Annotated in this window: 26 protein-coding genes; 12 read left to right on the top strand and 14 right to left on the bottom strand. The window is 61.2% G+C overall.

Annotated elements, in window-relative coordinates:
* The first annotated feature begins 183 nt into the window (after window positions 1-183).
* On the top strand, window positions 184-669 hold the full coding sequence (locus AC07SU_RS24075) for a glutathione peroxidase (protein ID WP_494998433.1): 486 nt from the start codon (window positions 184-186) through the stop codon (window positions 667-669).
* The gene (locus AC07SU_RS24070) at window positions 666-1,130 is read left to right on the top strand and encodes a MarR family winged helix-turn-helix transcriptional regulator (protein ID WP_494998432.1); all 465 of its coding nucleotides are present in this window, start codon (window positions 666-668) and stop codon (window positions 1,128-1,130) included. The genes AC07SU_RS24075 and AC07SU_RS24070 overlap by 4 nt, the downstream gene beginning before the upstream one ends.
* Here the strand turns inward: AC07SU_RS24070 and AC07SU_RS24065 are convergent.
* A complete protein-coding gene (locus AC07SU_RS24065) occupies window positions 1,111-3,420 on the bottom strand; it encodes a hybrid sensor histidine kinase/response regulator (RefSeq protein ID WP_176998237.1) in 2,310 nt (769 codons plus the stop codon). The two genes, AC07SU_RS24070 and AC07SU_RS24065, sit on opposite strands and share 20 nt — an antisense overlap.
* A 164-nt stretch (window positions 3,421-3,584) precedes the next feature.
* Here AC07SU_RS24065 and AC07SU_RS24060 point away from each other — a divergent pair, with 164 nt between their 5' ends.
* A complete protein-coding gene (locus tag AC07SU_RS24060) occupies window positions 3,585-4,475 on the top strand; it encodes an ATP-binding protein (RefSeq protein WP_176998236.1) in 891 nt (296 codons plus the stop codon).
* On the top strand, window positions 4,472-4,954 hold the full coding sequence (locus tag AC07SU_RS24055; RefSeq protein WP_494998431.1) for a GAF domain-containing protein: 483 nt from the start codon (window positions 4,472-4,474) through the stop codon (window positions 4,952-4,954). The genes AC07SU_RS24060 and AC07SU_RS24055 overlap by 4 nt, the downstream gene beginning before the upstream one ends.
* Window positions 4,955-4,983: 29 nt before the next feature.
* Here the strand turns inward: AC07SU_RS24055 and AC07SU_RS24050 are convergent, their stop codons facing one another.
* The 8 genes from AC07SU_RS24050 to AC07SU_RS24015 form a co-directional block, all read right to left on the bottom strand.
* A complete protein-coding gene (locus AC07SU_RS24050) occupies window positions 4,984-8,619 on the bottom strand; it encodes a transporter substrate-binding domain-containing protein (RefSeq protein ID WP_494998430.1) in 3,636 nt (1,211 codons plus the stop codon).
* An 8-nt stretch (window positions 8,620-8,627) separates the two neighbouring features.
* A complete protein-coding gene (locus tag AC07SU_RS24045) occupies window positions 8,628-9,254 on the bottom strand; it encodes a response regulator (RefSeq protein ID WP_494998429.1) in 627 nt (208 codons plus the stop codon).
* Between the two features lie 249 nt (window positions 9,255-9,503).
* Window positions 9,504-9,905, bottom strand: coding sequence for a response regulator (locus AC07SU_RS24040; RefSeq protein ID WP_494998428.1), 402 nt, complete (start codon window positions 9,903-9,905; stop codon window positions 9,504-9,506).
* 170 nt (window positions 9,906-10,075) lie between these two features.
* Entirely contained in the window at window positions 10,076-11,407 is a 1,332-nt protein-coding gene (locus AC07SU_RS24035; RefSeq protein WP_176998231.1) for a deoxyguanosinetriphosphate triphosphohydrolase, read from the bottom strand.
* A gap of 72 nt (window positions 11,408-11,479) precedes the next feature.
* Window positions 11,480-12,643: an EAL domain-containing protein gene (locus AC07SU_RS24030; RefSeq protein WP_494998427.1), complete on the bottom strand. Its 1,164-nt coding sequence runs from the start codon at window positions 12,641-12,643 to the stop codon at window positions 11,480-11,482.
* A 93-nt stretch (window positions 12,644-12,736) separates the two neighbouring features.
* Entirely contained in the window at window positions 12,737-13,078 is a 342-nt protein-coding gene (locus tag AC07SU_RS24025; RefSeq protein WP_176998229.1) for a hypothetical protein, read from the bottom strand.
* Window positions 13,075-13,458, bottom strand: coding sequence for a phage holin family protein (locus AC07SU_RS24020; RefSeq protein ID WP_012723020.1), 384 nt, complete (start codon window positions 13,456-13,458; stop codon window positions 13,075-13,077). Before AC07SU_RS24020 ends, AC07SU_RS24025 begins: the two co-directional genes overlap by 4 nt.
* Before the next feature lie 2 nt (window positions 13,459-13,460).
* Window positions 13,461-13,775: an ElaB/YgaM/YqjD family protein gene (locus AC07SU_RS24015; protein WP_494998426.1), complete on the bottom strand. Its 315-nt coding sequence runs from the start codon at window positions 13,773-13,775 to the stop codon at window positions 13,461-13,463.
* A gap of 373 nt (window positions 13,776-14,148) precedes the next feature.
* On the opposite strand from AC07SU_RS24015, the gene AC07SU_RS24010 reads away from it, so the two are divergent.
* Window positions 14,149-15,357, top strand: coding sequence for an ammonium transporter (locus AC07SU_RS24010; protein WP_494998425.1), 1,209 nt, complete (start codon window positions 14,149-14,151; stop codon window positions 15,355-15,357).
* On the opposite strand, the gene AC07SU_RS24005 is transcribed toward AC07SU_RS24010, so the two are convergent.
* A complete protein-coding gene (locus tag AC07SU_RS24005) occupies window positions 15,344-17,068 on the bottom strand; it encodes a cation:proton antiporter (RefSeq protein ID WP_494998424.1) in 1,725 nt (574 codons plus the stop codon). The two genes, AC07SU_RS24010 and AC07SU_RS24005, sit on opposite strands and share 14 nt — an antisense overlap.
* A gap of 148 nt (window positions 17,069-17,216) precedes the next feature.
* Between AC07SU_RS24005 and AC07SU_RS24000 the strand changes: the two genes are divergently transcribed.
* From AC07SU_RS24000 to AC07SU_RS23990, 3 genes are all read left to right on the top strand, one after another.
* Window positions 17,217-17,453: a glutaredoxin family protein gene (locus AC07SU_RS24000; RefSeq protein WP_176998225.1), complete on the top strand. Its 237-nt coding sequence runs from the start codon at window positions 17,217-17,219 to the stop codon at window positions 17,451-17,453.
* A gap of 74 nt (window positions 17,454-17,527) precedes the next feature.
* Window positions 17,528-17,863: a transcriptional regulator gene (locus AC07SU_RS23995; RefSeq protein WP_494998423.1), complete on the top strand. Its 336-nt coding sequence runs from the start codon at window positions 17,528-17,530 to the stop codon at window positions 17,861-17,863.
* A gap of 49 nt (window positions 17,864-17,912) precedes the next feature.
* Window positions 17,913-18,803 (top strand): pseudouridine synthase, encoded by an 891-nt coding sequence (locus AC07SU_RS23990; protein ID WP_494998422.1) that lies wholly within the window; start codon window positions 17,913-17,915, stop codon window positions 18,801-18,803.
* Window positions 18,804-18,858: 55 nt separating this feature from the next.
* Here AC07SU_RS23990 and AC07SU_RS23985 read toward each other — a convergent pair whose 3' ends face one another.
* Both AC07SU_RS23985 and mobA read right to left on the bottom strand, forming a co-directional pair.
* Window positions 18,859-19,080: a YgdI/YgdR family lipoprotein gene (locus tag AC07SU_RS23985; RefSeq protein ID WP_016978480.1), complete on the bottom strand. Its 222-nt coding sequence runs from the start codon at window positions 19,078-19,080 to the stop codon at window positions 18,859-18,861.
* A gap of 80 nt (window positions 19,081-19,160) precedes the next feature.
* Window positions 19,161-19,763 (bottom strand): molybdenum cofactor guanylyltransferase MobA, encoded by a 603-nt coding sequence (gene mobA / locus AC07SU_RS23980; RefSeq protein WP_494998421.1) that lies wholly within the window; start codon window positions 19,761-19,763, stop codon window positions 19,161-19,163.
* Between the two features lie 76 nt (window positions 19,764-19,839).
* On the opposite strand from mobA, the gene moaB reads away from it, so the two are divergent.
* Together moaB and AC07SU_RS23970 are read left to right on the top strand one after the other, a co-directional pair.
* Entirely contained in the window at window positions 19,840-20,379 is a 540-nt protein-coding gene (moaB, locus tag AC07SU_RS23975) for a molybdenum cofactor biosynthesis protein B (RefSeq protein WP_494998420.1), read from the top strand.
* On the top strand, window positions 20,363-21,589 hold the full coding sequence (locus AC07SU_RS23970; protein ID WP_494998419.1) for a molybdopterin molybdotransferase MoeA: 1,227 nt from the start codon (window positions 20,363-20,365) through the stop codon (window positions 21,587-21,589). The genes moaB and AC07SU_RS23970 overlap by 17 nt, the downstream gene beginning before the upstream one ends.
* Before the next feature lie 125 nt (window positions 21,590-21,714).
* Here AC07SU_RS23970 and AC07SU_RS23965 read toward each other — a convergent pair whose 3' ends face one another.
* Window positions 21,715-22,044, bottom strand: coding sequence for an EscU/YscU/HrcU family type III secretion system export apparatus switch protein (locus tag AC07SU_RS23965; RefSeq protein WP_176998220.1), 330 nt, complete (start codon window positions 22,042-22,044; stop codon window positions 21,715-21,717).
* On the bottom strand, window positions 22,041-23,618 hold the full coding sequence (gene fliK, locus AC07SU_RS23960) for a flagellar hook-length control protein FliK (protein WP_494998418.1): 1,578 nt from the start codon (window positions 23,616-23,618) through the stop codon (window positions 22,041-22,043). Before fliK ends, AC07SU_RS23965 begins: the two co-directional genes overlap by 4 nt.
* Before the next feature lie 200 nt (window positions 23,619-23,818).
* Between fliK and ccmA the strand changes: the two genes are divergently transcribed.
* Together ccmA and ccmB are read left to right on the top strand one after the other, a co-directional pair.
* On the top strand, window positions 23,819-24,454 hold the full coding sequence (ccmA, locus tag AC07SU_RS23955; protein WP_178925056.1) for a cytochrome c biogenesis heme-transporting ATPase CcmA: 636 nt from the start codon (window positions 23,819-23,821) through the stop codon (window positions 24,452-24,454).
* On the top strand, window positions 24,451-25,119 hold the full coding sequence (gene ccmB, locus AC07SU_RS23950; protein WP_014717701.1) for a heme exporter protein CcmB: 669 nt from the start codon (window positions 24,451-24,453) through the stop codon (window positions 25,117-25,119). Before ccmA ends, ccmB begins: the two co-directional genes overlap by 4 nt.
* Window positions 25,120-25,135 lie beyond the last annotated feature (16 nt).

The following is a 25,135-nucleotide window of genomic DNA, read 5'->3' as shown; positions in this document are numbered from 1 at the left end:
CCCCCCCCCCCCCCCCCCCCCCCCCCCCCCCCCCCCCCCCCCCCCCCCCCCCCCCCCCCCCCCCCCCCCCCCCCCCCGGGCTCCTACAGGGGATGATGATGGGGTATCAATGCAGTCAATTAAATTGCACGCAATTGAATTGCCTACTATGTTTACCCCACTTCTCTCTATCGAGGCATTGCCATGAGCAACAACCTGCTGAGCATCCCGTGCACCACCATCAAGGGTGAGCAAAAGACCTTGGCCGATTTCGCCGGCAAGGCCATCCTGGTGGTCAACACCGCCAGCAAGTGTGGCTTCACCCCGCAGTACAAGGGTCTTGAGCAGCTGTGGCAGCAATACAAAGACCAGGGCCTGGTGGTGCTGGGTTTTCCCTGCAACCAGTTCGGCAAGCAGGAACCGGGTAACGAAGGGGCCATTTCCGAATTCTGCGAGCTGAACTTCGGCGTCAGCTTCCCGCTGTTCAAGAAGATCGACGTGAATGGCAGCGAGGCCCACCCACTGTTCGTGCAGCTCAAGAAGCAGGCGCCGGGGCTGCTGGGTTCCAAGGGCATCAAGTGGAACTTCACCAAGTTCCTCATCGGTCGCGACGGTTCGGTGGTCAAGCGCTATGCCCCGACCACCAAGCCCCAGGACCTGACTCAAGAGATCGAAGCCCTGCTCAAATGACCGCCGCCCCGACCGTGTCCCTCGCCCTGGACGACCAGCTGTGCTTCAAGCTCTATGCCGCTTCACGGGCGGTGACCCGCGCCTACAAGCCGATGCTGGATGAGCTGGGCCTGACCTACCCGCAATACGTGGCGATGCTGGTGTTGTGGGAATGGCATGCCAAAAAGCCCGCGCAACCTACGGTCAAGGCCCTGGGGGAGCGACTGATGCTCGACTCCGGCACCCTGACGCCTTTGCTCAAGCGCCTGGAGCAGTTGGGCTGGGTCAAGCGTCAGCGCAGTGCGTTAGATGAGCGCGAAATGCACTTGGGGTTGAGCGAGGCGGGCGTCAGGTTGCACGACCAAGCCCATAGTCTGAAAACCCGCTTGCTCTGTGACAGTGGCGTTGACCTGAACCAGGCCGATGCCTTGCGCAATGGCCTGGATCAATTGCTGGCACAGATCAAAGGCTTGTCGTCCTAGGCACCCAAAGGTCCAGCAACGCATTGAGTTCCTCACGGCGAAATGGCTTGGCCAGGTAGTCATCCATCCCGGCCGCCCGGCAACGTTCGCGCTCTTCCGACAGCGCGTTGGCGGTCAGGGCGACAATGGGCAGGTCCGGCCAGCGTCCGCTGCGGCGGATCTGCCGGCTCGCCTCGTAGCCGTCCATCACCGGCATGTTGCAGTCCATCAACACCATGTCGAAGCGCTGCTCTTCCAGGCGCTTGAGCGCCTCGCCGCCGTGCGCCGCCACGATCACTTCGCAGCCCAGCTTGCCGAGCATGCCCTTGGCCACCAGTTGATTGACCGCGTTGTCCTCCACCAGCAGGATGCGCGCCCGGTGCGCCAATGGCGGGGATTCCATCTGGATGGGGTCGAGGATCAATTGCGTATCGCTGCGCAGGTTGCGCTGCAGGATCTGGTACAGCGCATTGCGGCTCAAGGGGCGCGCCTGCTGCTGTAACGGCGCCAAGGCAGCGACTTCTTCACTCGGCATGAAGTTGCCGTAAGCGGTGACCAGCAGGATCGGGGCACTGCTGGTCGGGCGCAGGCGGAACAGGCACTCGGGGCAATCCGTGATCAGCAGGTCGGGGGGCGGGCCGCTCACATCTTCTTGGCGCGAATAGCAGCGCGGTGTCAGCCCCCAGTGGGGCAGAAGGGTGGTGAGCAGTTCCGTGAGGCCACTGTCGGCGCTGGTAATAGCGATCACCTCACCGGCCAGGGGCGCGTACCGAGCCGCCGGCAGATGGGTGGGCAGCGGCAGGTCTGCACAGAACTGGCTGCCAAAGCCCACTTCCGAGCTGATACTCAGCCGTCCCTTCATCGCCTCACACAGGTTATGCGTCAGCGCCAGGCCCAGGCCCGTACCGCCAAATTGGCGCGTGATGCCCGCACCGGCCTGGGTGAAAGGCTGGAAAATCTTGACCTGCGCTTCCTGGGCAATGCCGATGCCGGTGTCACACACTTCAATTTTCACCTGGCCGTCATGGGCGCTCAGGCGCACGTCGACGCGGCCGAAGCGGGTGAACTTTAAGGCGTTGGAAAGCAGGTTGCTGACGATCTGCCGTACGCGTGTCGGGTCACCGATAACCTGGGCGGGAAATTGCGGGTCGATCAGGCAGGTCAGCTCGACACTCGGTGCGGCGTTCTGTGACAGCAGGTTGGCGGTGTCTTCCACCAGGGCGCCGAGGTCGAACGGGATGCGCTCAAGCTCCAACTGCCCGGCGTCGAACTTGGACAGGTCGAGGATATCGTTGAGCAACTCCACCAACACCTTGCCGGAGTCGTGGGCGATGGACAGTTGCTGGCGCTGCTCGGCATTCAGCGGGCTGTCCAGCGACAGCGCGATCATGCCCAGCAAGCCGTTGAGGGGCGTACGGATCTCATGGCTCATGTTGGCCAGGAACGCGGCCCGCGCCTGGGCCATGCCCAAGGCGGTCATCTTGGCCGCTTCCAGCTCGTCGTTGGATTGGCTCAAGCGTTGGTTGCTGGCCTTGAGTTCCAGGGTGCGCGCCGAGACGATGTCTTCCAGTTGCCCCAGGTATTCGGTAAGGCGGTCCTCGGCGTGGCGGCGTTGCTGGATTTCGGTCTCCATGTTTTCGAATTGCTGGTTGGCGACGTTCACCAATACGCCAATCTCATCGTTTTCGTGCCCGGGCGGGCAATCCAGGTGAGCCTGTTTGCTGGTGCTCAGGGCACGGATAATGCGCACCAACGGTTGGGTCAGCATCACGTAGAACAGGCCCAACAGGATCCCGGTCAACAGCAGGCTACGGGCAAAACCGTTGAGCAGGGTGATTTCCGCACGATGCAGGAAGCGGCTGCCAAAGGCATAGGTGTCCACATCCAGGCGCAATACGCCGAGGGAGTCGTTGGGCATATGGCTGAGGAACAGCCGGTCTTCAAAGTGACGGCTGGCGCCAAACAGGAAGTCGCTGATGGGGCGGTAGGAGCTTTCCTTGCGTGGCCGGTCAACGTCGGCGAGTACCACGCCATTGTTATCGATCAGTTGGGCGTGGGTGATCGCAGGCGAGTGCAACAAGCCCAAGGTGAGTTCCTGGGCCAGCTCGGCGTCAATGTTGTAGGCAATGCGTGAGGCGGGATTGTGGCTGATTTCGATCAGCGAACGAATTTCACGGTTGATGGATGCGTCTTCGCTGGCATAATCGATACCGATTTGGATCAGGCTGAGCAAGGTTCCCAAGACGAAACCGACCAGCACAGTCAATCTGGCTTGTTTATAAGACAAGCGGTGGGCGAACTTGATATCCATCGAGTGTTGAACCACTTCACGTTTCCCTTCGCCCGGCAAGCATAGCTGAACATCCACAGGCTCTGGCTTGGCCGGCATGAATCGTTTTTTTACGCAGCCTCATGCGGTCTGCCGCAGGGTTGCCAATACGCCATCTTTTGCAAGAACTTGCCAGAGGAATAATCGTGGATTCTCGATTGAATGCCTTTCTTGAGCGGGCCGACGCGGTACTTGCTCGCCTGGAACCCTTATTGCCTGCGCCACGCCAAGCCATCGACTGGAACCAGTGCCTCGCCGCCCGTTGGCAGCGCGAAGGCCGCACCGGCTTCCTGCTGCCACTGGAAGTGAGCCTGGACATGCGCCTGTCCGACCTGATCGGCGTGGACAAGCAACGCGAGCAACTGGCCCGCAATACCCAACAATTCATCGACGGCCTGCCCGCCAACCACGCGCTGCTGTGGGGCTCGCGTGGCACCGGCAAATCATCGATGGTGCGCGCCTTGCTGGCCCAGCACGCCAAGGCCGGTCTGCGCCTGATCGAAATCGAACGCGACCACCTGGCCGACCTGCCGCGAGTGGTGGAACAGCTGATCAAGCTGCCGCAGCGTTTTATCCTGTTCTGCGACGACCTGTCATTCGAAGCGGGCGAAGGCGACTACCGCGTGCTCAAGAGCGTGCTGGACGGCTCCCTCGAGCAGGCACCGGAAAACGTATTGCTGTACGCCACCTCCAACCGTCGTCACCTGGTGCCGGAAAACCAGAGCGACAATGACAACTGGAAGCGCGTGGATGGCGAGCTGCACCCAAGCGAAGCGGTGGAAGACAAGATCGCTTTGTCTGACCGTTTTGGCCTGTGGCTGTCGTTCTACCCGTTCACCCAGGAACACTTCCTGGACGTGGTCGAGCACTGGATCGGCGAGCTGGCGAGCAAGGCCGGCCTGCAATGGCAGCGTGACGAGGCTCTCGACATCCTTGCTGTGCGCTGGGCCACCGGGCGCGGCAATCGCAACGGCCGGTGTGCCTACCAATTCGCCCGTTACTGGGTGGGCCTCAAATTGCTGGAGCGTCAACCATGATCGATCTACAACACGCCGGCACGGGCCTGGATGGCTATGCCATGTTGTGCGCGCAGTTGGAATCACTGCTGGCGGATGAGCGGGATTTCATTGCAAACAGCGCACAGTTTTCCGCGTTCCTTTTCAATCAGCTGGACGACCTGAACTGGGCTGGCTTTTACCTCAATCGCAATGAAGAGTTGGTGCTCGGGCCGTTCCAGGGCCAGATCGCCTGTGTGCGTATTCCGTTCGGTCGTGGCGTGTGCGGCGCGGCGGCGGCATCGCGGCAAACCCAGCGGGTAGAGGACGTGCATGCGTTCCCTGGGCATATCGCCTGCGACAGCGCCTCTAACAGCGAGCTGGTGGTGCCGTTGGTCAAGGACGGCAAGTTGATTGGCGTCCTTGACCTGGACAGTCCGTCGTTGGCGCGCTTTACCCCTCAGGATCAAGCCGGTATCGAACAGTTGGCGGCCATTTTCCTGAAACTGACCGACTGCTGATCGATGAGGCAGGGGCTGGCCCCTGCCTTTTATTGGCTGTTGAGTTCCTGAAGCTGCAGATGGAGCATGCGTTCCAGTTCCTGCATAAGCGTTTCCAGGGACTTCACCGCGGCATCGATCATTGAACGGTCATCGCCGTTGGCACAGGCTTGCTCCAGCGCTTCGCACTGTGCGGCCAGTGTGGTCGCCTGGACGATGCGCGCGGCGCCCTTGATCTTGTGGGCCTGTTCGATGATGTCCTGTGGTGGCGCCTGTCGGGCCCGCAGGGTCACCAGCTCCTGACGATCCTGGCGACTGCTGGTCAGCAGTTCCTCCAGCAAACGCCTGCTCAAGTGCGGATCACCATCGGTCAGTGCATCCAGGCAGCCAAGGTCCAGCCGCTGGTTGGCGGGTTGCGGAACAATATGTGCCAGTTGCCGCTCCAGCGCCGTGAGGCTGATGGGTTTGAACAGGCAGTCGTTCATGCCCGCCTCAATGCAGCGCAGTTTTTCTTCCGGCTGCGCATTGGCCGTAAACCCCACTATCACGCAGGGCGTCAGCTGTTCGCGTTGCTCGTATTCACGAATCGAGCGGCTGAGTTCGTAGCCGTTCATGATGGGCATGTTGCAGTCGGCGATCACCAGGTCGAAACGGTCCTGACGCCAGGCCTGGAAGCCGGCAGCGCCGTTCTGGGCGGCTGTGAACTGATGGCCCAGGTACCCCAACTGTTGACACATGAGCAAGCGGTTGGCGGGATGGTCGTCCACCACCAACACATTGAGCACCGGGGCTTTTGTGCAGGGTTCGGGCTTGAGCTCATCGACGGCCGGTACCGGCTGCAAGCAGGTCATTTTCAAGCCAACATGCACTTGGGTGCCGACCATTGGCACGCTGTTGAGACTCAACTGCCCCCCCATCATCGAGCACAGGCTGCGGCAGATCACCAACCCCAGGCCGGCGCCGCTTCTTGCCAGATGCCCTGAGTTATCGGCTTGGGCGAAGGGCGCGAACAACCGTTGCTGGTCTTCACGGCTGATACCTATACCGGTGTCTTCGACCACCAGCTTCATTTCGATCTGCTGTGGCAGGTCGGTCGCATGCACCGCGACCTTGACGCTTACCTGGCCACGTTCAGTGAACTTGATGGCGTTGCTGATCAGGTTTGAAAGCACTTGCTTGAAGCGCAAGGGGTCGATCAGCACGGCGATGTCGTCAAGCTGCGGGTTGAACTCCAGCGACAGGCTGAGGGTTTTCTGCCGGGCCAGGCCGTCGAAGACCCGCACTACGGACTCGATCACTTCTCGCAGGTTGACCCGTTCTGGCGTGAGGCTCAGTCGCCCGGATTCGATACGGGCAATGTCGAGGATATCGCCGATCAACTCCAGCAGATCCTTGGCCGAGTTGTACGCCACTTCGATGGCAGGACGATCGAGATGACCCTGGTCGGCTCGCTTGAGGGTCAGTTCGAGCATGCCGATCACTGCGTTCATCGGGGTGCGGATTTCGTGGCTCATCGTCGCGAGGAAGGTGCTTTTGGCGCGGTTGGCCTCATCTGCTCGCTCCTTGGCGGCACGCAACTCATCAAACAGTTGGCGCCGCTCGCTGATGTCGATCCAGCCACCAATGATGCCCTGTACCTCGCCGACAGAGTCGCGATAGGGAAGGATCCAATGATAGATCGTCAGTTTTTTCCCGTGGATATGCAGTACGCGATCAAGGATCAGCGGGTTGCCTTCGGCCACGACCCGCTGGTAATCAGCATGGTATTGCGCAGCTTCCGTCTCCAGGGCCATGTTCATCTGGATCACGCTTTTGCCGATCACGTCTTCGCGTTTGACCCCGAACACTTGCAGGTAACTGTCATTGCAGGTCTGCAGCAAGCCCTTGCGGTCGCGTACGTAGATCGGGTGCGGCGTTTCATTGACCAGCGCGCGCATGAACTCGAACTGATCGTTGAGGGCCCGTTCGGCCATTTGTCGATGCTTGATCTGGCGGCGCATATACGCGTTCCAGGTCAGGGAAATCAATAGCAGCAGGCCAGTGCCGATGACGATCTGGGCTATCAGGTGATGGTAGTTGCGCCAGTAGCTGTCGGAGGCGGCGGTATAGCCACGCCAGCGGCTGTTGATCACCCCCAATTCATCCGGGGCGATGCTTAGCAGCGCCTTGTCCAGGATCGAACTCAACTCGACGGCGCGGCGTGACGTCGCCAGCGCAAAGGTGGCAGGCAGCGTGCCGATACTGCTGCTGATCTGCAGTTTGTCCTGGAACACCTGGGAAGACAGGAAGTAGTTGGCGATCACCAGCGAGTTCACGGCACCGTCGACGTGCCCTTGTGCGAGCAGTTCCGATGCCTTGAAGGTGTCACTGGCTTCCACCCGCTGTATCTGCGGGAAGTCCCGTTGCAGGATGTGCTCCAGCGGGTTGCCTTGGGTAATTGCCAGGCGTTTGCCCGCCATCTGCTCCAGGTTCGAGGGGGCGTTGGGCTCTTTGCGCGTCAGCAGCACGTAGGAGTTTTCCAGGTAGGGACGGCTGAAATTCAGCTGGGCCTCTCGTTCGATACTTGGGGCGATCGCGCCGATGATGTCGGCTTTGCCCCGGTTGACCTGATCGATCATGCCGTTGATTTCACGACTGCGCTGGATCTGGAAACGCAATCCGGTACGCAGGCGAATCAACTCCAGCAAGTCGGCGGTAATCCCGCGAAAGGTGTCGTCTGCATCGAAGAATGTCAGTGGCGCGAAGGTCTCGTTCACAATGACGTTGACCACTGGGTGATCCTTCAGCCAACGCTCTTCGCGCGGCGTCAGCTGCAGCTTTTTATCCGTCAGCAGGATATCGCTGCCGGCGCTCCAGCGCTTGGCGATAGTTTCCCGCTCATTGATGGGCACGGCAGCCAGTACCGAGTCGACAATGCTCAAAAGGATGTGCTGGTCCTGGCGCAGTGCAAAGCTGAAACCGTAGGCCTCATGTTTGCCGAAGTTGGCCATGCGAATGTTCTTCAGGTAGCCCTTGTTGATCATGTAGTGGGTGGAAATCGTATCGCCAAGGAAAACGTCCGCCTGGTCAAACGCCACTGCATTCAGGGCGTTTTGATAGGAGGGATAGGTGCGGATATTGGCCTGCGGGTATAACTTTTTGACTTCGCTGATCGGCAGGTAGTGATAGACAAGGCTCAAGCGGAGTCCGCCCAACCCATCGCTCAAACTGCGTGTTTCCCCCTCGCGGGTCACCAGGACCGGTTGATCCACCGCGTATGGCTGAGACAGGCTGAGGTTCGGATTGGCGGCTTCAAAGCCATTCGAGGAGCCCAGCAAATCGACTTCACCCGCCTCAAGGGCACGTATCGACGCCTCCCGGTTGGGATAGCGCAAGACCTTTACGGGCAAGGCCAACGCTTTGGACAGAAGGCCTGCATAGTCGGCGGTGAGGCCTTCATAGTCATGGCCGCTTGAGGTCAGATCGAAGGGAGGATAATCAGGTGCGGCGGTGCCAAGCACCAGCTCGCGTTTGTTCTGCAACCACTGACGCTGAGTCTTGTCCAGTTGAGTGTCCAGTTGAACGGCACCCGCACGGCTTAATAGGGTGAAGTGTTCCGGGCCTGACTGATGGCTGGCGGGTACGGTGGTGCTGAAGCACAAACCGGCACTCAATATAATTAGATAGTCCTTTATACGGCTGGGCATCCACGTTCTCACACTAGCGCGTTTCGTTTTGCCATCTCGATAAGTTCTACCAAAGATTTGGCTTTTAGTTTTTGCATGAGTCTTTTCTTGTAAGTGCTGACGGTCTTGTTACTTAAAAACATACCTTTGGCGATTTCTTTGTTGGTTCGTCCTTGTGCAAAGAGTTGCAATACCATGAGTTCTCGATCGTTCACTGTTTTGAATAGTTCAAGTTCATGGCCGTCGGCGCCCTCGGCACCATTGCCGTTCAATGCCTGGCTTGGGAAATAGTTGTAACCTGATAACACGGCACGGATGGCGCTCAGCAGTTCGCTCAAGTCGCCTTCCTTGCAGACGTAGCCGTCAGCGCCAGAGCGCATGCAGCGCGTTGCGAACAGCGTAGGGCATTGGGCGGTCAGGATCAGGGTCTTCATGGGCGTGTTCATTGCGTTGAATCGGCAGAGCACTTCGAGACCGTCAAGCTTTGGAATACTGATATCCAGGATAATAAGGTCCGGCAGGCATTCCCGAACCATTTGTATCGCATCACACCCGTTGTCCGTTTCCCCGACGACTTTATAACCTTCATGTTCCAATAGCATTCGGATAGCAAGTCGAATGACAGGGTGGTCATCAATAATAAAAACTGAATTCATGGTCATATTCCAGGCAAGTGCAAATAAAGACGGCACATTAGCTCAGAAGCTTAAGGGGGAGCATGAGCCAGAAGGGGAGTGGATATAAAACAGGAAAAATCCTACGCAAAAAAAGGTGTCGGCCTACTGATCGGTAAGGCATTGTGAAGCGAGATGTAAATAATTGAGAAATATGCGGTGCGTTGAGTGCGCTAGAGCGGTGGCGCAGGTCGTAACGTGATTCTTCGTAGAGCAGTTATGTTTAATTTCCTACATTTTCGATGCCGGTAATCGACTGACTAACCCGATAAGTTCATCTTTATTCAGCGGCTTCGAGAGGTAGCCCAGTAGTGGCAAGTCCCGGTGCAGTGCCTGATTGCTAAGGTTTGACAACTCTGTCGCGGGTAATCCGCTCAGGAGAATGGCTGCAAGGATGAACTGACGACGACCAGCGATTTCGATCAACTCCAGCCCCGGTAGGTCGGGCAGGCATTGGTCGCACAACATGAGGTCGAAGGGCGAGCCAGCCTGGGTCATCAGAAGGATCGCCTGTTCGGCATTTTCCGCGAGGGTCAGGTTGTCGAAACCGAAGCTTTTGAGTAGGCATTGGGTCGCTAGAAGCTGAAAGGGATGATCCTCCACCAGCAGGATACTCAGAAGATGTCTTGGCATAGGGAGCACACGTAGGGGTCAAGCTTTGATAGCGTGACGTAGGAATAATCGTCATGTCCGCCAAAAGCGTGCGTGATTATTCTTCGGGTACTTGTACGAATTCGATCAGGCTGCTCTGTTCCCTTCGTAGGCCGATTCCTTTCAGGCAACAGGCAGCTCGATCGAACCTGTTATTGAGGGCTGGAGCGACCGGTCATCTCCCGCGCCATTTCGGTGGCGTAGCTGTCGGTCATGCCGGCGATGAAGTCGATCATACGCAGGAATGACGCATGCAACGGCCACGCCGGATTTGGCGCGCTATTGCCCAGCAGATCGAGGATACGGCGGTTCTTGAAGGAAGGCGTGCGCCCGCCATGCTGCTCCAGTGCTGCCCCGCAAAAAGCGTTCAGCAGGATCTCCAGGGTGGTGTAGGCGCCGATCTCATGCAGCGTCTTGCGTTTGTCCTGGAAGATCTTCTTGCGGGCCATGTCCTTGGCGTCCAGCACGCAGCGTTTGGCAGGACCATGCATGTGCTCCACCAGGTCACCCGGCAGCGTGCCGGCCAACAGCGCGTCCTGCTGTTCGACAAACGCCCTGGCCGCCGCGTTGGTCAGGTGCTCGATGGCCTTGCCGCGCAAGATCGCCAGCTTGCGTCGACGAGAGTCTTGCGCGCCCAGTTGTCGATAGGTCTGGGGCAGGTCATCGCCGACCAGGTCGAGCAGCAACGACTCGACCTCGGCGTAGTCCAGCAACTCCATTTCCAGGCCGTCTTCTAGATCGATCAAGGCGTAGCAGATGTCGTCGGCCGCTTCCATCAGGTACACCAGCGGGTGCCGGGCCCAGCGCTGTTCTTCCAGCTGTGGCAGGCCGAGTTTATGGGCGATCTGCTCAAGGATCGGCAACTCGCTCTGGTAGCAGCCGAACTTATGTTTCTTGTAGCCCAGGGAGTCGGCGTGGCGAGCGGTCCAGGGATACTTCAGGTAGGTACCCAGCGTGGCGTAGGTCAGCCGCGTACCCCCGTCGAACTGGTGATATTCAAGCTGGGTCAGCACGCGAAAACCCTGGGCATTGCCTTCGAAATTGAGGAAGTCATTGCGCTCGGCGCTGCTCATGTCATCCAGCCAGCCGCGCCCGGCCGCCTGCTGGAACCAGTGGCGGATGGCATCTTCGCCGGAATGCCCGAACGGCGGGTTGCCGATGTCGTGGGCCAGGCAGGCCGACTGCACCACCATGCCCAGGTCGCTCGGGTCACACCAGTCGGGCAGGGCACTGCGCAGGGTTTCGCCCACGCGCATGCCCAGGGAGCGGCCCACGCAGCTGACTTCCAGGGAGTGGGTCAGCCGCGTGTGGATATGGTCATTGCTGGACACCGGGTGCACTTGGGTCTTGCGGCCCAGGCGGCGGAACGCACCCGAGAAAATGATGCGGTCATGGTCCTTGTGAAACGGGCTGCGGCCCAGTTCTTCCGGACTGTGCAGGGTTTTACCGAGGCGTTCGCGGGTAAGCAGGGTGGGCCAATCCAAGGCGGTTACTCTCCGTGCGGTGAATGACACCGCCCAGCTTCCCGGTTCCGTCGTGGCGGGGCAAGCGAAAATCTACAGCCCGGCCGCGTCGATATCGATTAACAGCAAACGCTGACCGTTATCGAAGAATTGTCCTGCGGTCAGGCAGTAGCTGTTAGTGGTGGCGTCGCGATAGGTCGACGACAGGGTCAGGCGCCGTTCCTCCCAGCCTTCCGCGAGCAGGTGATAGAAGTAGGGGCGCCACGACCAGTTGTGGCCCAGGTAGCGGCTGTCGGCCTGCCAGGCATCCTGGCGCCATTCGAAGTTGGGCGTCAGTTGGGTGCCATGCCGGTCGCATTGGTAAAAGCGCAGCAGCCAGGGGAAGTTTGGCAATTGGGGCAGTTGAGCCAGAGGTGCCTGGCCCTGTGCCCAGGCCTGCAGGATTTTCATCAGTTCGGCCAACTGCAGGCGTAACTGCATCACGCGCCCCCGCTCTGCAAGCTTCTGCTGCACGTAGGCGGTACGCAGTTGCGCGAAGCGCGGCACAAAGGCGTCTGCATCGAACCAGTCCAGCTGTGCCTGGGCGAACAGGTAACCCTGCACATAGCGCGAGCCGCATTCCAGGGCGAAACTCAATTGCGCCTCGGTTTCCACGCCTTCGGCAATGATCCAGCAGCCGGTTTTCTCGGCCATCTGCGCCAGGGCCCGTACCACTTCACTGCTCGGCCCGCCTCGGGCAGCTTCCTGGAACAGGCGCATGTCCAGCTTGAGAATGTCTGGCTGCAACGCCAGCACGCGGTCGAGTTGCGAATAGCCGGCGCCAAAGTCATCGATGGCGATGCGCGCGCCGGCCTCGCGATAGCGCGCCACCACGTCGGCCAGGCGCTGGATGTCGCCGCCCAGCTCGGTGATCTCGAACACGATGCGCTGCGGGTCGACGCCATGGGCCTGCAATTGCTTCAAGCTGGGCAGTGCCTGGCCGGGGCGCAGCCGGTTGATCCAGCGCGGCGAAATGTTCAGGCTCAGGAACCAGTCTTCGGGGGCCTCATGCAGACGGCTTAAAGCATTGTCGCGGATCTGCCGGTCAAGGCGTCGCAAAGTGGCGCCTGGCGTGCGCGGGTCGGCGAACAAGGGGCCCACAGACTGCAAGCGGCCATCGGCCTGGCGCAGGCGGCCGAGCGCCTCAACACCGGCAATGCGCCCGGTGGCGGTATCGATGAACGGCTGGAAGCAGGCGAGCGGTTGCCCGTCAATCACGGGGCCTCCTTAAAAGAGTCGGCGAAAAAAAGGCCCGGCCCTCGATGATGAGGGCCGAGCCGATTCTGTTTGCAAGAATGCAGCCAGCAGGGCTCAACCTTTGCGTGAACTGCCCTGCATGGCCAGTTTGATCAGCGGGATCAGACCTGCTCCGAGCCTCACCAGGCGTGTCAGGCTGCTGATACTCCCGCCCTTGGCGCCTTTGCCGGTGAAGAAACCCAGCAGGGTGACCGCAGCCACGCCCCACAGCGGCGCGTGCTTGATGCCCAGGCTGTCCTGCCAGTTCTGACCCATGCTGCGCACTTTGGTCAGCGGCGCCACCAGTTGCTGGGACTCGTGGCGGATCTCCTGGCGGTGCATTTCCATGCGCAGGCGGATCAACGCCTTGCGCATTTCCCGTCGTGAAGTGTTCTGTGGCATTTCAGTCAGGCTCATGGCAGCAGGCGCTCCCGATCATTGGCCAGCTCTTCGAGAGTGGCGTGGAACGGCGTGGACTCATCGAACACCGCCGCCTTCAAGCGCACCCCGCAGAACGCGGCCGCCAGGCTATAGAACACGCAGAGGCAGATGATCCCCGTGAGCCGGTAGCCGGTGTCCCACACCAAAATCATCACCAGTGTCGACAAACCCACCAGCAACAGCAGCGCGAACACCAACGCCAGGCCGGCAAACAGCAGCAGGCTGACCGTGCGTGCCTTCTGTTCCTGCAACTCGATGCCAAACAGTTCGACATGGCTGTGCAGCAAGCCCAGCACGGCCGCGCCCAGACGTCTTGAAGTAGTGCCCGTAGACGAGCCGGTTTCGCCGATAGACATGGTTAGCGCCTTGTAGCCAGCAGGCCGATCAGAAAGCCCACGCCGGCGGCAATGCCCACCGACTGCCAAGGGTTGGCTTGCACGTAATCTTCGGTGGCGGTGACGGCTGCCTGGCCGCGTTCACGCAGGGAATCTTCGGTCTGCTGCAGGGTTTCACGGGCCTTGAGCAGGCTGTCGTGGATCTTGGTGCGCAACTCGTCGGCTTGGTCGCCGGCCAGCACTTTGGTGTCGTCCAGCAGTTTTTCGGTGTCACTGACCAGGGTTTGAAAATCCGCCAGCAGTATTTCTTGAGCAGTTTTTGCAGTTTTTCTGGCCATGGTTATCTCCGTGATTGGCTGATCTGTGTGTCTGGGTCTGCACGTGTGTTGGCTACGTGTGTTTTCGAGTCACCGGTGTCGGTGAAGGTTCAGTGCAATTGTCTGGTACAGCTTTTGCTTTGCCTTGGTGCGCACGCCCTGGGGCCTGCGCTGAATCTGGGCGGAATGAGGCAATGCCTTCAAAAACCTTACCCTAAATTACTGAAACTCGCGGAAAAACCCTGTCGGCAACGGCCTGTTGAGTTGATCGCTGCGCTAAAGCGGTTCACGCCCTCTGAAGAGGGGCGAGGCCGCAGGTGCCAATTTAGTGCGCGAAACCCTGGCTTGAACCGCTTTGGTGCTTTTTGCCTTTAATGCAGGCCTGCCAACCTCCATGGAAAATTTGCAAAGTGCGGTGGACACCCTCGTCCACAGCTCCAATACCCTGTTTATTCTGATCGGCGCGGTCATGGTCCTGGCCATGCACGCCGGCTTCGCGTTCCTGGAAGTGGGCACGGTTCGCCAGAAAAACCAGGTCAACGCCTTGTCGAAGATCCTCAGCGACTTCGCTATCTCCACCCTGGCTTATTTCTTTATAGGCTATTGGATCTCTTACGGCGTGAGCTTCATGCAACCGGCTGCGGTGATCAGTGCCGACCACGGCTATGGCCTGGTGAAGTTCTTCTTCCTGTTGACCTTTGCGGCGGCGATCCCGGCGATCATTTCCGGGGGCATTGCCGAGCGTGCACGTTTTGTTCCTCAACTGTGTGCCACCGCGTTGATCGTGGCGTTTATCTACCCGTTTTTTGAAGGCATGGTGTGGAACGGGAACTTCGGCCTGCAAGCCTGGCTGCTGGCGACGTTCGGCGCCAGCTTCCATGACTTCGCCGGTTCCGTGGTGGTGCACGCCATGGGCGGCTGGCTGGCGCTGGCGGCGGTGTTGCTGCTGGGCCCGCGTAACGGGCGTTATCGCGAGGGCCGACTGGTGGCGTTCGCGCCGTCGAGTATTCCATTCCTGGCCTTGGGCTCGTGGATTTTGATTGTCGGCTGGTTCGGCTTCAACGTGATGAGCGCGCAAACCCTCAACGGCGTGAGTGGCCTGGTGGCGGTCAACTCGTTGATGGCGATGGTGGGTGGCACGGTCGCGGCGTTGATCATTGGGCGCAACGACCCGGGCTTCCTGCACAACGGTCCGTTGGCCGGGCTGGTGGCAATTTGTGCCGGTTCCGACCTGATGCACCCGGTGGGCGCGCTGGTCACTGGCGCAGTCGCGGGTGGGCTGTTCGTGTGGTGCTTTATTGCAGCCCAGGATCGCTGGAAGATCGACGACGTACTGGGTGTGTGGCCGCTGCACGGCCTGTGCGGCGTGTGGGGTGGCATCGCCTGCGGCATCTTCGGCCAGACCGCGCTGGGTGGACTGGGCGGCGTCAGCCTGATCAGCCAGTTGATCGGCACCGCCCTGGGTGTGGGGGTGGCGCTCGGCGGTGGCCTGTTGGTGTACGGTGTGATCAAACGCCTGCACGGGCTGCGCCTGAGCCAGGAAGAGGAGTACTACGGTGCGGACCTGTCGATCCATAAAATCGGTGCGGTCAGTCAGGATTGATCGGTGGTTCGGCCGATGGATTAAAACCGTGTAGCAGGCGGTAGCGGTTATGCCGCACTTCGTCCACCCGCGCCTGCACCTGTTGGTCCGGCAGGCCCAGCAGGATCAAGGCGTGGGAGGCGAGCATCAGGCTCGACTCCAACAGCTCGGGCACCACTTCGCTGGCGCCCGCCGCTTTCAGTTCAGCCAACTGGCTGTCATCGCGGGTGCGCACCAGGATCGGCACGTCAGCGTTGATGCGTCGCGCTTCCTTGAGCACCACCAACGCGACATCGCTGTTGTCCACCGCGATCACCACCAGTCGCGCGCGCTCCAGGCCCACTGCGCTGAGCAGGGCGCCGCGCCGGCAATCCCCGTAGTGCACGCTGCTGTCTTCAGTGGCAGCTTCCTGCACCCGCTCAGGGTCGTCGTCCAGTGCGATAAAGGCTTGCTGTTCGCGCCGCAGAAAGCGCCCGATGGATTGCCCGACGCGGCCATAGCCACAGATCACCGCATGCCCGCGCAGCTCGGCGTTGAGCGCGGTGATTTCGTCCAGTTGGACTTGCTGATTGGGCGTGCGGTGCAGGCGCAGGGCCAGACTCGGTGCAGCGCGCAATAACAGCGGCGTGAGCAACATCGAGCAGAAGGTCGCGGCGAGCAGCAGGCCGTTGAATTCGTCGGGGATCAAGCGGCTTTGCTGCATCTGCGCCATCAAGGCAAAACAGAATTCGCCGCCCTGGGCCAGGGCCAGGCCGCTGCGCCAGGCGGTTTCACTGTCGCTGCCGCGCAGCTTGACCAGCGCCGCCACCACGCAGCCCTTGACCAGCATCAAGGTGAGGGTCAGGCCAAGGATCAGCAGGCTGTGGCTGACAAACAGTTGCAGGTCGATGAGCATGCCGATGCTGACAAAAAACAGCCCCAGCAGGATGTCGCGAAAGGGCCGGATGTCCGCCTCGATCTGATGGCGATAATGGCTTTCCCCCAGCAGCATGCCAGCCAGGAAGGCACCGAGGGCAGGGGACAAGCCCAGCAAATGCGTGAGCCACGCCGTGAGCAAGACAATCACCAGGGCCAACAGCACAAACAGTTCGGCGGAGTGGGACGCCGCCACTTCATGGAACAGCCGTGGCAACAACCAGCGGCTGGCAAGCAGCAGGCCCACAAACAGCACCACGGTCTTGCCCAGGGTCAAGGGCAATGCCAGGTACCAGGCCTGCTCACCGGTGCCGGCGAACACCGGCACCAGGGTCAACAGCAATACGGCTACCACGTCCTGGAACAGCAGCACGCCAATTGCGTTCTGGCCATGACTGCTGAAAATCTCCCCGAGGCTGCCGAGCTCCTTGCTGACGATGGCCGTGGACGACAACGCCAGCCCCGCGCCCAACAGCAAGGCGATGCCCGGCGTCACGCCCAGGATCATCAACAGTACGCCCAGCAATACCCCGCAGCCCACCACTTGCAGGCTGCCCAAGCCAAACACCACGCGGCGCAGGGCGAGCATCTTGGTCAGGGAAAACTCCAGCCCCAGGGAAAACAGCAGGAACACCACGCCGAGTTCGGCGAGGTCGGGCAGCTCTTCGCTGTCGTTCACCCAGTCCAGGGCCGTGGGCCCCACGGCCAGGCCCACGCACAGGTAGCCCAGCACGGGGGGCAATTGCAGCCGGCGAAACAGCGCAATCACTACCAGGGACGAGGCCAGGATGATCAACAGGTTGGCAAACACAGGCATCTCCATTGCAAGGGGGCAGGCAAAAAAGCCGTGAGAATCGCTGAATCAGTTATAGGCCATGGTGATCTGGGTCAGGGTTTATGGGGTGGGCGTGAGGCTGCAACCGGGCTTAGAATGTGTGCCTGTTTTCTGATCAGGTCCATTCATCATGCTTCCTGAATGCCAGTTGTTCGGCACCCTGGGTTGCCATCTTTGTGAGATCGCCGAAGCCGAAATCATGCCGCTCGTCGAACACGGGTTGCTGGTGGAGTTGGTGGATATTACCGACCCCGACGATCTGACCGAAGCCTACGGCCTGCGTATCCCGGTGCTTCGCCGGGCAGACACCGGTGCGGAACTGGATTGGCCTTTCGACACACAACAGGTCGTTGCCTTCCTTCGTTGAGTGTTATGCGATGGCAGGTTTCCAAATATTAAGTTACTGTATGTTTGTACAGCGATTGAATTGAGGGAACGCCCGTGGTGAATGTTGAACAACTGAAAAGCAGCGTCAATCGCATGTCCGCCGATGTCGTACGCGACGCGGTGAACGAGCTGCGCCTCGATGGCCTGGTCACGGAAGGCAAGACGCCCTTCAACAAAGTGCATTTCAACACCTGCTTCGCCGAGATCGAGGCGCTGTTCCAGAGCGCCGGTTACCACAAGCAACTGGATGTAGTGGGTTATCAGGGCCTGTTATACGCGCTCTATGATCCCGGCCGCTGGGAAGCGGTGGACGTGCTGCGTTGGCTCAAGGAGTTCACCGAGGCTGCCAGTGCTTCGCCGGTGCTGCGCGCGCAATTGGCCAAGGCCTGAACCCTGCGGGATAATGCCCGCCGGTTTTCCCAAGGCTTCGAGCATCTGCATGTCCACTTCCGCGTTTATCGCCTCCGAGCACCAAGCCAGCACCTTGTACCTGCCGCCGGGCCCTTGGGCGCTGGTGCTCGACTGCCTATCTGAACACTTCCCGGCCATCAGCCGAGAACACTGGCTGGACCGCATCGCCCGTGGTCGGGTGCTGGACATCAACGGCTGCCCGATAGGTGCGGACCTGGCCTACAAGGAAGGCCTGTGCATCTATTACTTTCGTGAAGTACCGAATGAAAAAGTGATCCCGGTGCAGGAGACCATTCTGTATGCCGACGAGCACCTGGTCGTCGCCGACAAGCCACACTTCCTGCCCGTGACGCCCGCCGGGGAATACGTCGAGCAAACCCTGTTGCGCCGCTTGATCCGCCGTTTGGACAACCCTTCGCTGGTGCCGCTGCACCGGATCGACCGGCATACCGCAGGGCTGGTGCTGTTCTCGGCCAACCCGGCCAGCCGCGCGGCGTACCAGCAACTGTTTCCCACGCGAAAGATCGACAAGTTCTACGAAGCCATTGCCCCGGCTCTGCCAGGCCTGACCTTCCCCTTAGTGCACAAAAGCCGCCTGGTGGATGGCGAACCGTTTTTCCGCATGCAGGAAGGTCAGGGCGCCAGCAACACCGAAACGGCCGTGGAGGTACGCGAGAAACACGGTGATCTATGGCGCTATGGCTTGTTTCCCGTTACGGGCAAGAAGCACCAGCTGCGTGTGCACATGACCGCGCTGGGGGCGAGCATCTGCAATGACCCGTTCTACCCCGACGTGATCAAGGACGCCGTGGACGACTACGCCAACCCGCTCAAGCTGCTGGCCCAGGGTGTGCGTTTTATCGACCCGGTGACCGGGCACGAGCGCAGCTTTCGCAGCCAAATCACCCTCGACTGGTAACCGCCAGAAACGACAAGGCCCGCGCGAGGCGGGCCTTGGTAGTAAACGCTGAGGTTTACAAGTCTTTAACGGTGCGAACCTGATCCTTGTTGATGCGGGTCTGCTTGCCGTCCAATTGTTCGAACTCGTAGAAACCCGAGTCCTTGTCGAATTTAGGAGTGTCGACGGCCTGGATTTCGCGACCGTCATTCAGGGTGATCACTGTTGGCGAGGCGCAACCGGCAAGGGTAGCGAGGCCCAGTGCAAGCATGAGAGCGGCGATGGTCCGTTGAGTCATGAGTGTGTCTCCGAGAGAATACTTTTTTGAGTGCTGACCTTGTGACGTATAAGACGTCGGCAAAGTTCCTTGTCCGACGCTCATTCTGACACGCCAAACCCTGGGTGCAACAGCTCGGGTGTATTCAGGTTGGCCAGGCGTGGATCATCGGCCGGGCATTCAAGGCCGATGCCGCTCAGTTGCAGAAGCATCTTGCGCGGGCTGCGCTCACCCGCATCCCAGGCGCTTTCCACGGCGTCGCGCAGGTGGGTGGGGATGATGCAGATCAAGGGCTCCCAGAACTCGCCATGGCGCACCATCAGCGGCAGCAGCGGGTTACGTTGCACCGTCTCACGCATCTGGGTCAGCAGGTGCACATCAATATTGGGCACATCGCACGGCAAGATCAGCAGGTGCCCATGACGCGCGGCGGCCAATCCAGCACGAATGCCCGCCAACGGTCCGGGAAAGTCCGGGCTGTCGTCGCTCACCAACTGGTCGGCGAACGGCGCGTAAAGCGCATGGTTGCGATTGCACGAGATGATCAGGTCATCCGTCAGCGGCCGCGCCAGGCGCTGCAGATGGGCAATCAGCGGCAGGCCGCGCCAGTGCAACAAGCCTTTGTCCTGGCCGCCCATACGCTGTCCACGCCCTCCGGCCAGTAGCAAAATCGAACAGGGCAGGGCTGAAGAATCTGAAGACATGACGGTTCCGCTGCGGCAGGTAAAGAGGGCCCTGTGATATAACATCGGGCTGTTCCTTCGACAACCGGACCGAGCCATGAAAGCCAAGGCTGATGCGCCCTTCGTACCCCTGAACATCGCTGTACTGACCGTCAGCGACACCCGCACCCTCGACACCGATACCTCGGGCCAGGTCTTCGTCGACCGCCTGACCGCTGCCGGCCACACCCTGGCCGAGCGTGTATTGCTCAAGGACGACCTCTACAAGATCCGCGCCCAGGTGGCCCACTGGATCGCCGAAGACATCGTGCAAGTGGTGCTGATCACCGGCGGCACCGGCTTCACCGGGCGCGACAGCACCCCCGAAGCCGTGAGCTGCCTGCTGGACAAACAGGTCGACGGTTTTGGCGAGCTGTTCCGCCAGATCTCCGTGGCCGATATCGGCACCTCCACCGTGCAGTCCCGCGCCCTGGCCGGTCTGGCCAATGGCACGCTGGTGTGCTGCCTGCCGGGCTCCACCAATGCCGTGCGCACCGGCTGGGATGGCATCCTCGCTGAACAGCTGGACAACCGCCATCGCCCGTGCAACTTCGTGCCGCACCTCAAGCAGGCCGAACCTTGTGAATCCCGTGGGTAAGCCCGGCAAGACCGGCGCCCTGATGCCGGTGGAGCAGGCGCTGCAGCAACTGCTGGACATGGCCGACGCCGCGCCGATCCGCGAACAGCAGCGCCTGCCCCTGGCCGATTGCGATGGGCGGGTACTGGCCCAGGATCTGGTGTCCACCCTCGACCTGCCGCCCTGGCCCAACAGCGCCATGGACGGCTACGCCCTGCGCCTTGCGGACTGGAACGGCGAGCCGCTGGTGGTCAGCCAGCGCATCTTCGCTGGCCAGGCACCGCAACCCCTGGCTGCCGGCACCTGTGCGCGGATCTTCACCGGTGCCCCGGTGCCCGAAGGCGCAGACTGCGTCGAAATGCAGGAAAACGCCGTGGTCCACGCCGACGAGCGCGTGAGCTTTAGCGAGCCGTTGCAGCTGGACCAGAACATCCGCCCGCAAGGGCAGGAGACCACCGTCGGCGAGTTGGTGCTGACGGCCGGCACGCGCCTGGGCCCGGTCGAACTCGGCCTTGCCGCGTCCCTTGGGCATGACCGTCTTGACGTGGTGCGCCGCCCACGCGTGGCCGTGCTGTCCACCGGGGATGAGCTGATCGAACCTGGCTTGCCGCTCGGCCCGGGCCAGATCTACAACAGCAATCGCCGTGTGTTGTGCTCGTGGCTGACGCGTATGGGCTGCGAAGTGATCGACGCCGGCATCCTGCCCGACGATCTCGAAAAGACCCGCACACGCCTCGGCGGTCTGGCTGACGTTGACCTGATCCTGTCCACGGGCGGTGTGTCGGTGGGCGAGGCGGACTTCCTCGGCATCGCCCTGCGCGAAGAGGGAGAGCTGGCGCTGTGGAAACTGGCGATCAAACCCGGAAAACCGCTGACCTTCGGCCACTTTCGCGGTGTGCCGGTGATTGGCCTGCCGGGCAACCCGGCGTCGACCCTGGTGACCTTTGCCTTGCTGGCGCGGCCTTACCTGCTGCGCCGCCAAGGTGTGCAGGACGTGGCGCCGCTGCGCTTTGAAGTGCCGGTGGGCTTCGAATGGCCCAAACCGGGCAACCGCCGCGAATACCTGCGCGGTCGCATCGAGCAGGGCAAGGCGATCATCTACCGCAACCAGAGCTCCGGCGTGCTGCGCAGCGCGGCGTGGGCAGAAGGGTTTGTGGAGGTGTTGGAAGGCACGACGCTGACGGTGGGCGACCGGGTCAATTTCATCCCCCTGAGCGAAGTCCTCAACTGACCACGCACCCCCTGTAGGAGCCGGCTTGCCGGCGATCGCGGTCCACCAGCCAAACATAGGTTGCCTGGACCACCGCCATCGCTGGCAAGCCAGCTCCTACAGGGATTGTGCGTGTTCGGAAAATGTCAGTAATCGTCCCCGCGCGCCGTCACATCCCGCTCCACCGGCCCTGCGTCCGGGTCATACCCCACCGGGAACTTGCCTTTCAACGTCCAGGCAAACGCGATGATCTCCGCCACCGTGCGGTATAACTCTTCCGGGATACTGTCGCCCAACTCCATGCGCGCCAGCAGCTTCACCAGCTCGGCGTTCTCATAGATCGGCACTTCATTTTCCCGCGCCAGTTTCAGGATCGCCTCGGCCAAGGCGTCGTCGCCCTTGGCTGTGAGAGTGGGGGCTTGCTGGCCGTCATACTTGAGGGCGATCGCCTGGCGGGGTGGGGTGGCGTTCTTCATGCGGTTTCATCCACCCAGCGTTGCTCCAAGCCAGTTCGCGGCCCACGTGGCGGCGTGCCGAGGTGGCAGTCCAGGTCGCCGACATTGATGCCCGAGGTCACCAGGCGTTCGCGCAGGCTGCCCAAATGGCTTTCGATCAGGCTGGCGGTAAACGGGCGGGACGCCCACAACTGGCTGGAGAGCTTGCCCTGGGTCAGTTGCGCCTGAACCTGCAACGGCCCCAGCGGCTCCATGTCAAAGGCCAGCTCCACGCGCCAGAGCATCTGCTTGGGGTCTTTTTTGTCTTTGCGTTCGGGCTGGTCCTTGTCCGGCGGCGGCTCTTCGCGCTGGAACTTGACCTGCAACGGCACGATGTCCTGCAAGGTGCGCATGGGGATTTCCAGTTGCCAGGTGGTCTGTAAGCGACCGTCGGCGGTGGTGCCGGTTTGTTCCAGGCTCGACAGTTGATGGCTCTGCAGGCGCGAGATGGCCCCGGCGGCCAGGCGCAGCAGGTTTTCCAGGTCGCCTTCGCCTTCCAGCTTGGCCATCAGCCGCTCCGGCAACGGAAAGCCGGCCGGTGTCTGGCGGGCGCTGACCTGGCCCAGGGTGTTCAGCGGGTTGCGCACAAAGTTGGGCAGCACCTGGGCCAGGGTGTTGGCGGCGAGGATCGCATTCAGGTTGGTGCCGGTAGGCAGCGCGGGCAGCAGATCGGCGACCAGGCGCAGCAACGCGCCCTTCATGTCCAGCGGCGGGATTTGCGGGTTTTGCCCGGCCAGCAATTTGGCTTCGAGAAACGCGCCGCTGTTCTGGATCACTTGTGCCAGCACCTTCGGGTTGCTCACCTGCGACAGGTCGGGCAGCGCGGCGAGCAAGCGCGCGGCGGCCGCGCGCAGGTCGCTGGAGGTAGTGTCATCAGCGGGCAGGTTCTGCAAGGCGGTGAACACCACGTCCAGCGAACCCTGGCGGCTTTGCTGGGTGGCGAGTTGCTGCGCCACGGCCAGTTGGTCCTTGAGCCCGCTCAATGGCACGAAATTCAAGGTCTGGGTGTCTTGCACCACGGCACTCAGCAAACTGCCCACCCGCAGTGGCTGCGGGCTTTCCACGGTCAGGGTCGCCCCGGCCAGGGCGTTGCTGAGCACGGTCACCAGCGAACGGTAGATCGCCGGTTGCGTGGTGCCCTGGGGCAGCATTTGGGTGGTCAGTACTTTGGCCTGCAACAGCGTACCCACCGGCATTTGCGTGGTGTCGATGCGGGTGAGGGCGGCCACGTTGGCGCTCAAGGCTTGCTGCAAGGTGATGGTCAGGTTGCCCGTCGGGGTCTGGCTCACGGCCACGTTGCTGCCCAGCGGCAATGGCTGTGCGCTGCTGGCTTGCACCAGGGTCTGGCGGCCGCCTTCGAGGGTCAACTTGAGCAGCAGCTGAAACGCATCACCGCCCTGTTTAAGCGCGAGTACCTCGGCGTTCACGGTTTTTCCGGGGTCGATCAAGCCGATCTGCGGTTCCAGCAGTTTCAGCAGCTCACCGGTCGGGGGCAGCGGGGCAGGCCCGGCCGCGGGTGCTGGCGGCAGTGTAGGAAGGTTGATCTCACCGGTCATCGTGCACGTCGTCTCGAAGGAAATTGCCCTCTTTAGAGTAGGGCATCGCATGTATAATGCCGCCCGTCTGCAAAGAGAGCGGTAAAAACCTCACAACTATTTGATCCAGCTCTCTAAAATCGGTCGCCAAAGCCGTTATTGTGCATTTCTCTTTAACGGCCGCTGCACCGCCGACTTGAACCGTAAAGGCCCGCGATCTTTTGACCAGCCCTCTTCTTGAAGCCGTAGCGCTTTCCTGTGAACGCGACCTGCGCCTGCTGTTCGAGCACCTCGAACTGCGGCTGACGGGCGGCGACATGGTGCAGGTCAGTGGCCCCAACGGCAGCGGCAAGACCAGCTTGCTACGCCTGCTGGCCGGGTTGATGCAGCCGACGGCAGGTGTTGTGCGGCTCAACGGCAAGCCGCTCAATGAACAACGCACTGAGCTGGCCCGCAACCTCGTCTGGATCGGTCACGCCGCCGGCATCAAGGACGTGCTCACCGCCGAAGAAAACCTCAGCTGGCTCAGCGCCCTGCATCATCCCGCGTCCCGCGACGCTATTTGGCAAGCCCTGGCCGCTGTCGGTCTCAAGGGCTTCGAAGACGTTCCCTGCCACACCCTGTCTGCCGGCCAACAGCGCCGCGTGGCCCTGGCGCGTTTGTACCTGCCGGGCCCGCCGCTGTGGATTCTCGACGAGCCATTCACCGCCCTGGATAAACAAGGCGTCGCCCAGCTCGAAGAACATTTGGCCCAGCACTGCGAAAAGGGCGGGCTGGTGCTGCTCACCACCCATCACACCCTCAATCGCACGCCTGCCGGTTACCGTGACCTGGACCTGGGAAGGTGGTCGGCATGAGCGTATTCGCCCTGTTGGTCGCCCGCGAAGCGCGGCTGTTGTGCCGCCGCCCGGCTGAGTTGGCCAACCCGCTGGTGTTCTTCGCGATTGTCATCGCGCTGTTCCCGCTGGCGGTCGGCCCCGAGACTAAACTGTTGCAAACCTTGTCCCCGGGGCTGGTGTGGGTGGCGGCGCTTTTATCGGTTCTGCTCTCGCTGGACGGGCTGTTTCGCAGTGATTTCGAAGATGGCTCCCTCGAACAGTGGGTCCTTTCGTCGCACCCCTTGCCACTTCTGGTGCTGGCCAAGGTGCTGGCACACTGGGTTTTTTCCGGCTTGGCGCTAGTCTTGCTTTCGCCACTGTTGGCGATGATGCTGGGCTTGCCCGTCGAATGCTTGCCGGTGTTGCTTCTATCCTTGTTGCTCGGTACGCCGGTGCTCAGCCTGTTGGGGGCGGTGGGCGCAGCGTTGACCGTCGGTTTGAAGCGGGGCGGCCTGTTACTGGCCCTGCTGATTCTGCCTTTGTATATCCCGGTGTTGATCCTGGGCAGCGGCGCCTTGCAAGCCGCGCTCATGGGCATGCCGGCGACCGGTTACCTCCTGTGGCTTGGTAGCCTGACCGCCCTGGCGGTAACCCTGACACCCTTTGCTATAGCGGCCGGCCTGAAGATCAGCGTCGGCGAATAATGAGGTCTGACCAAGC

The sequence above is a fragment of the Pseudomonas sp. GW821-FHT05H12 genome (genome assembly GCF_059419385.1).
This window is presented reverse-complemented; position numbering and strand designations above follow the sequence as displayed.

What these genes read in the sequence shown, in the direction of transcription:
- AC07SU_RS24075 (WP_494998433.1), top strand. Translation starts at nt 184, where the DNA reads ATGAGCAACAACCTGCTGAGCATCCCGTGCACCACCATCAAGGGTGAG.
- AC07SU_RS24070 (WP_494998432.1), top strand. Translation starts at nt 666, where the DNA reads ATGACCGCCGCCCCGACCGTGTCCCTCGCCCTGGACGACCAGCTGTGC.
- AC07SU_RS24065 (WP_176998237.1), bottom strand. Translation starts at nt 3,420, where the DNA reads ATGGATATCAAGTTCGCCCACCGCTTGTCTTATAAACAAGCCAGATTG.
- AC07SU_RS24055 (WP_494998431.1), top strand. Translation starts at nt 4,472, where the DNA reads ATGATCGATCTACAACACGCCGGCACGGGCCTGGATGGCTATGCCATG.
- AC07SU_RS24050 (WP_494998430.1), bottom strand. Translation starts at nt 8,619, where the DNA reads ATGCCCAGCCGTATAAAGGACTATCTAATTATATTGAGTGCCGGTTTG.
- AC07SU_RS24045 (WP_494998429.1), bottom strand. Translation starts at nt 9,254, where the DNA reads ATGAATTCAGTTTTTATTATTGATGACCACCCTGTCATTCGACTTGCT.
- AC07SU_RS24040 (WP_494998428.1), bottom strand. Translation starts at nt 9,905, where the DNA reads ATGCCAAGACATCTTCTGAGTATCCTGCTGGTGGAGGATCATCCCTTT.
- AC07SU_RS24025 (WP_176998229.1), bottom strand. Translation starts at nt 13,078, where the DNA reads ATGAGCCTGACTGAAATGCCACAGAACACTTCACGACGGGAAATGCGC.
- AC07SU_RS24020 (WP_012723020.1), bottom strand. Translation starts at nt 13,458, where the DNA reads ATGTCTATCGGCGAAACCGGCTCGTCTACGGGCACTACTTCAAGACGT.
- AC07SU_RS24015 (WP_494998426.1), bottom strand. Translation starts at nt 13,775, where the DNA reads ATGGCCAGAAAAACTGCAAAAACTGCTCAAGAAATACTGCTGGCGGAT.
- AC07SU_RS24010 (WP_494998425.1), top strand. Translation starts at nt 14,149, where the DNA reads ATGGAAAATTTGCAAAGTGCGGTGGACACCCTCGTCCACAGCTCCAAT.
- AC07SU_RS24005 (WP_494998424.1), bottom strand. Translation starts at nt 17,068, where the DNA reads ATGCCTGTGTTTGCCAACCTGTTGATCATCCTGGCCTCGTCCCTGGTA.
- AC07SU_RS24000 (WP_176998225.1), top strand. Translation starts at nt 17,217, where the DNA reads ATGCTTCCTGAATGCCAGTTGTTCGGCACCCTGGGTTGCCATCTTTGT.
- AC07SU_RS23990 (WP_494998422.1), top strand. Translation starts at nt 17,913, where the DNA reads ATGTCCACTTCCGCGTTTATCGCCTCCGAGCACCAAGCCAGCACCTTG.
- AC07SU_RS23985 (WP_016978480.1), bottom strand. Translation starts at nt 19,080, where the DNA reads ATGACTCAACGGACCATCGCCGCTCTCATGCTTGCACTGGGCCTCGCT.
- mobA (WP_494998421.1), bottom strand. Translation starts at nt 19,763, where the DNA reads ATGTCTTCAGATTCTTCAGCCCTGCCCTGTTCGATTTTGCTACTGGCC.
- moaB (WP_494998420.1), top strand. Translation starts at nt 19,840, where the DNA reads ATGAAAGCCAAGGCTGATGCGCCCTTCGTACCCCTGAACATCGCTGTA.
- AC07SU_RS23965 (WP_176998220.1), bottom strand. Translation starts at nt 22,044, where the DNA reads ATGAAGAACGCCACCCCACCCCGCCAGGCGATCGCCCTCAAGTATGAC.
- fliK (WP_494998418.1), bottom strand. Translation starts at nt 23,618, where the DNA reads ATGACCGGTGAGATCAACCTTCCTACACTGCCGCCAGCACCCGCGGCC.
- ccmB (WP_014717701.1), top strand. Translation starts at nt 24,451, where the DNA reads ATGAGCGTATTCGCCCTGTTGGTCGCCCGCGAAGCGCGGCTGTTGTGC.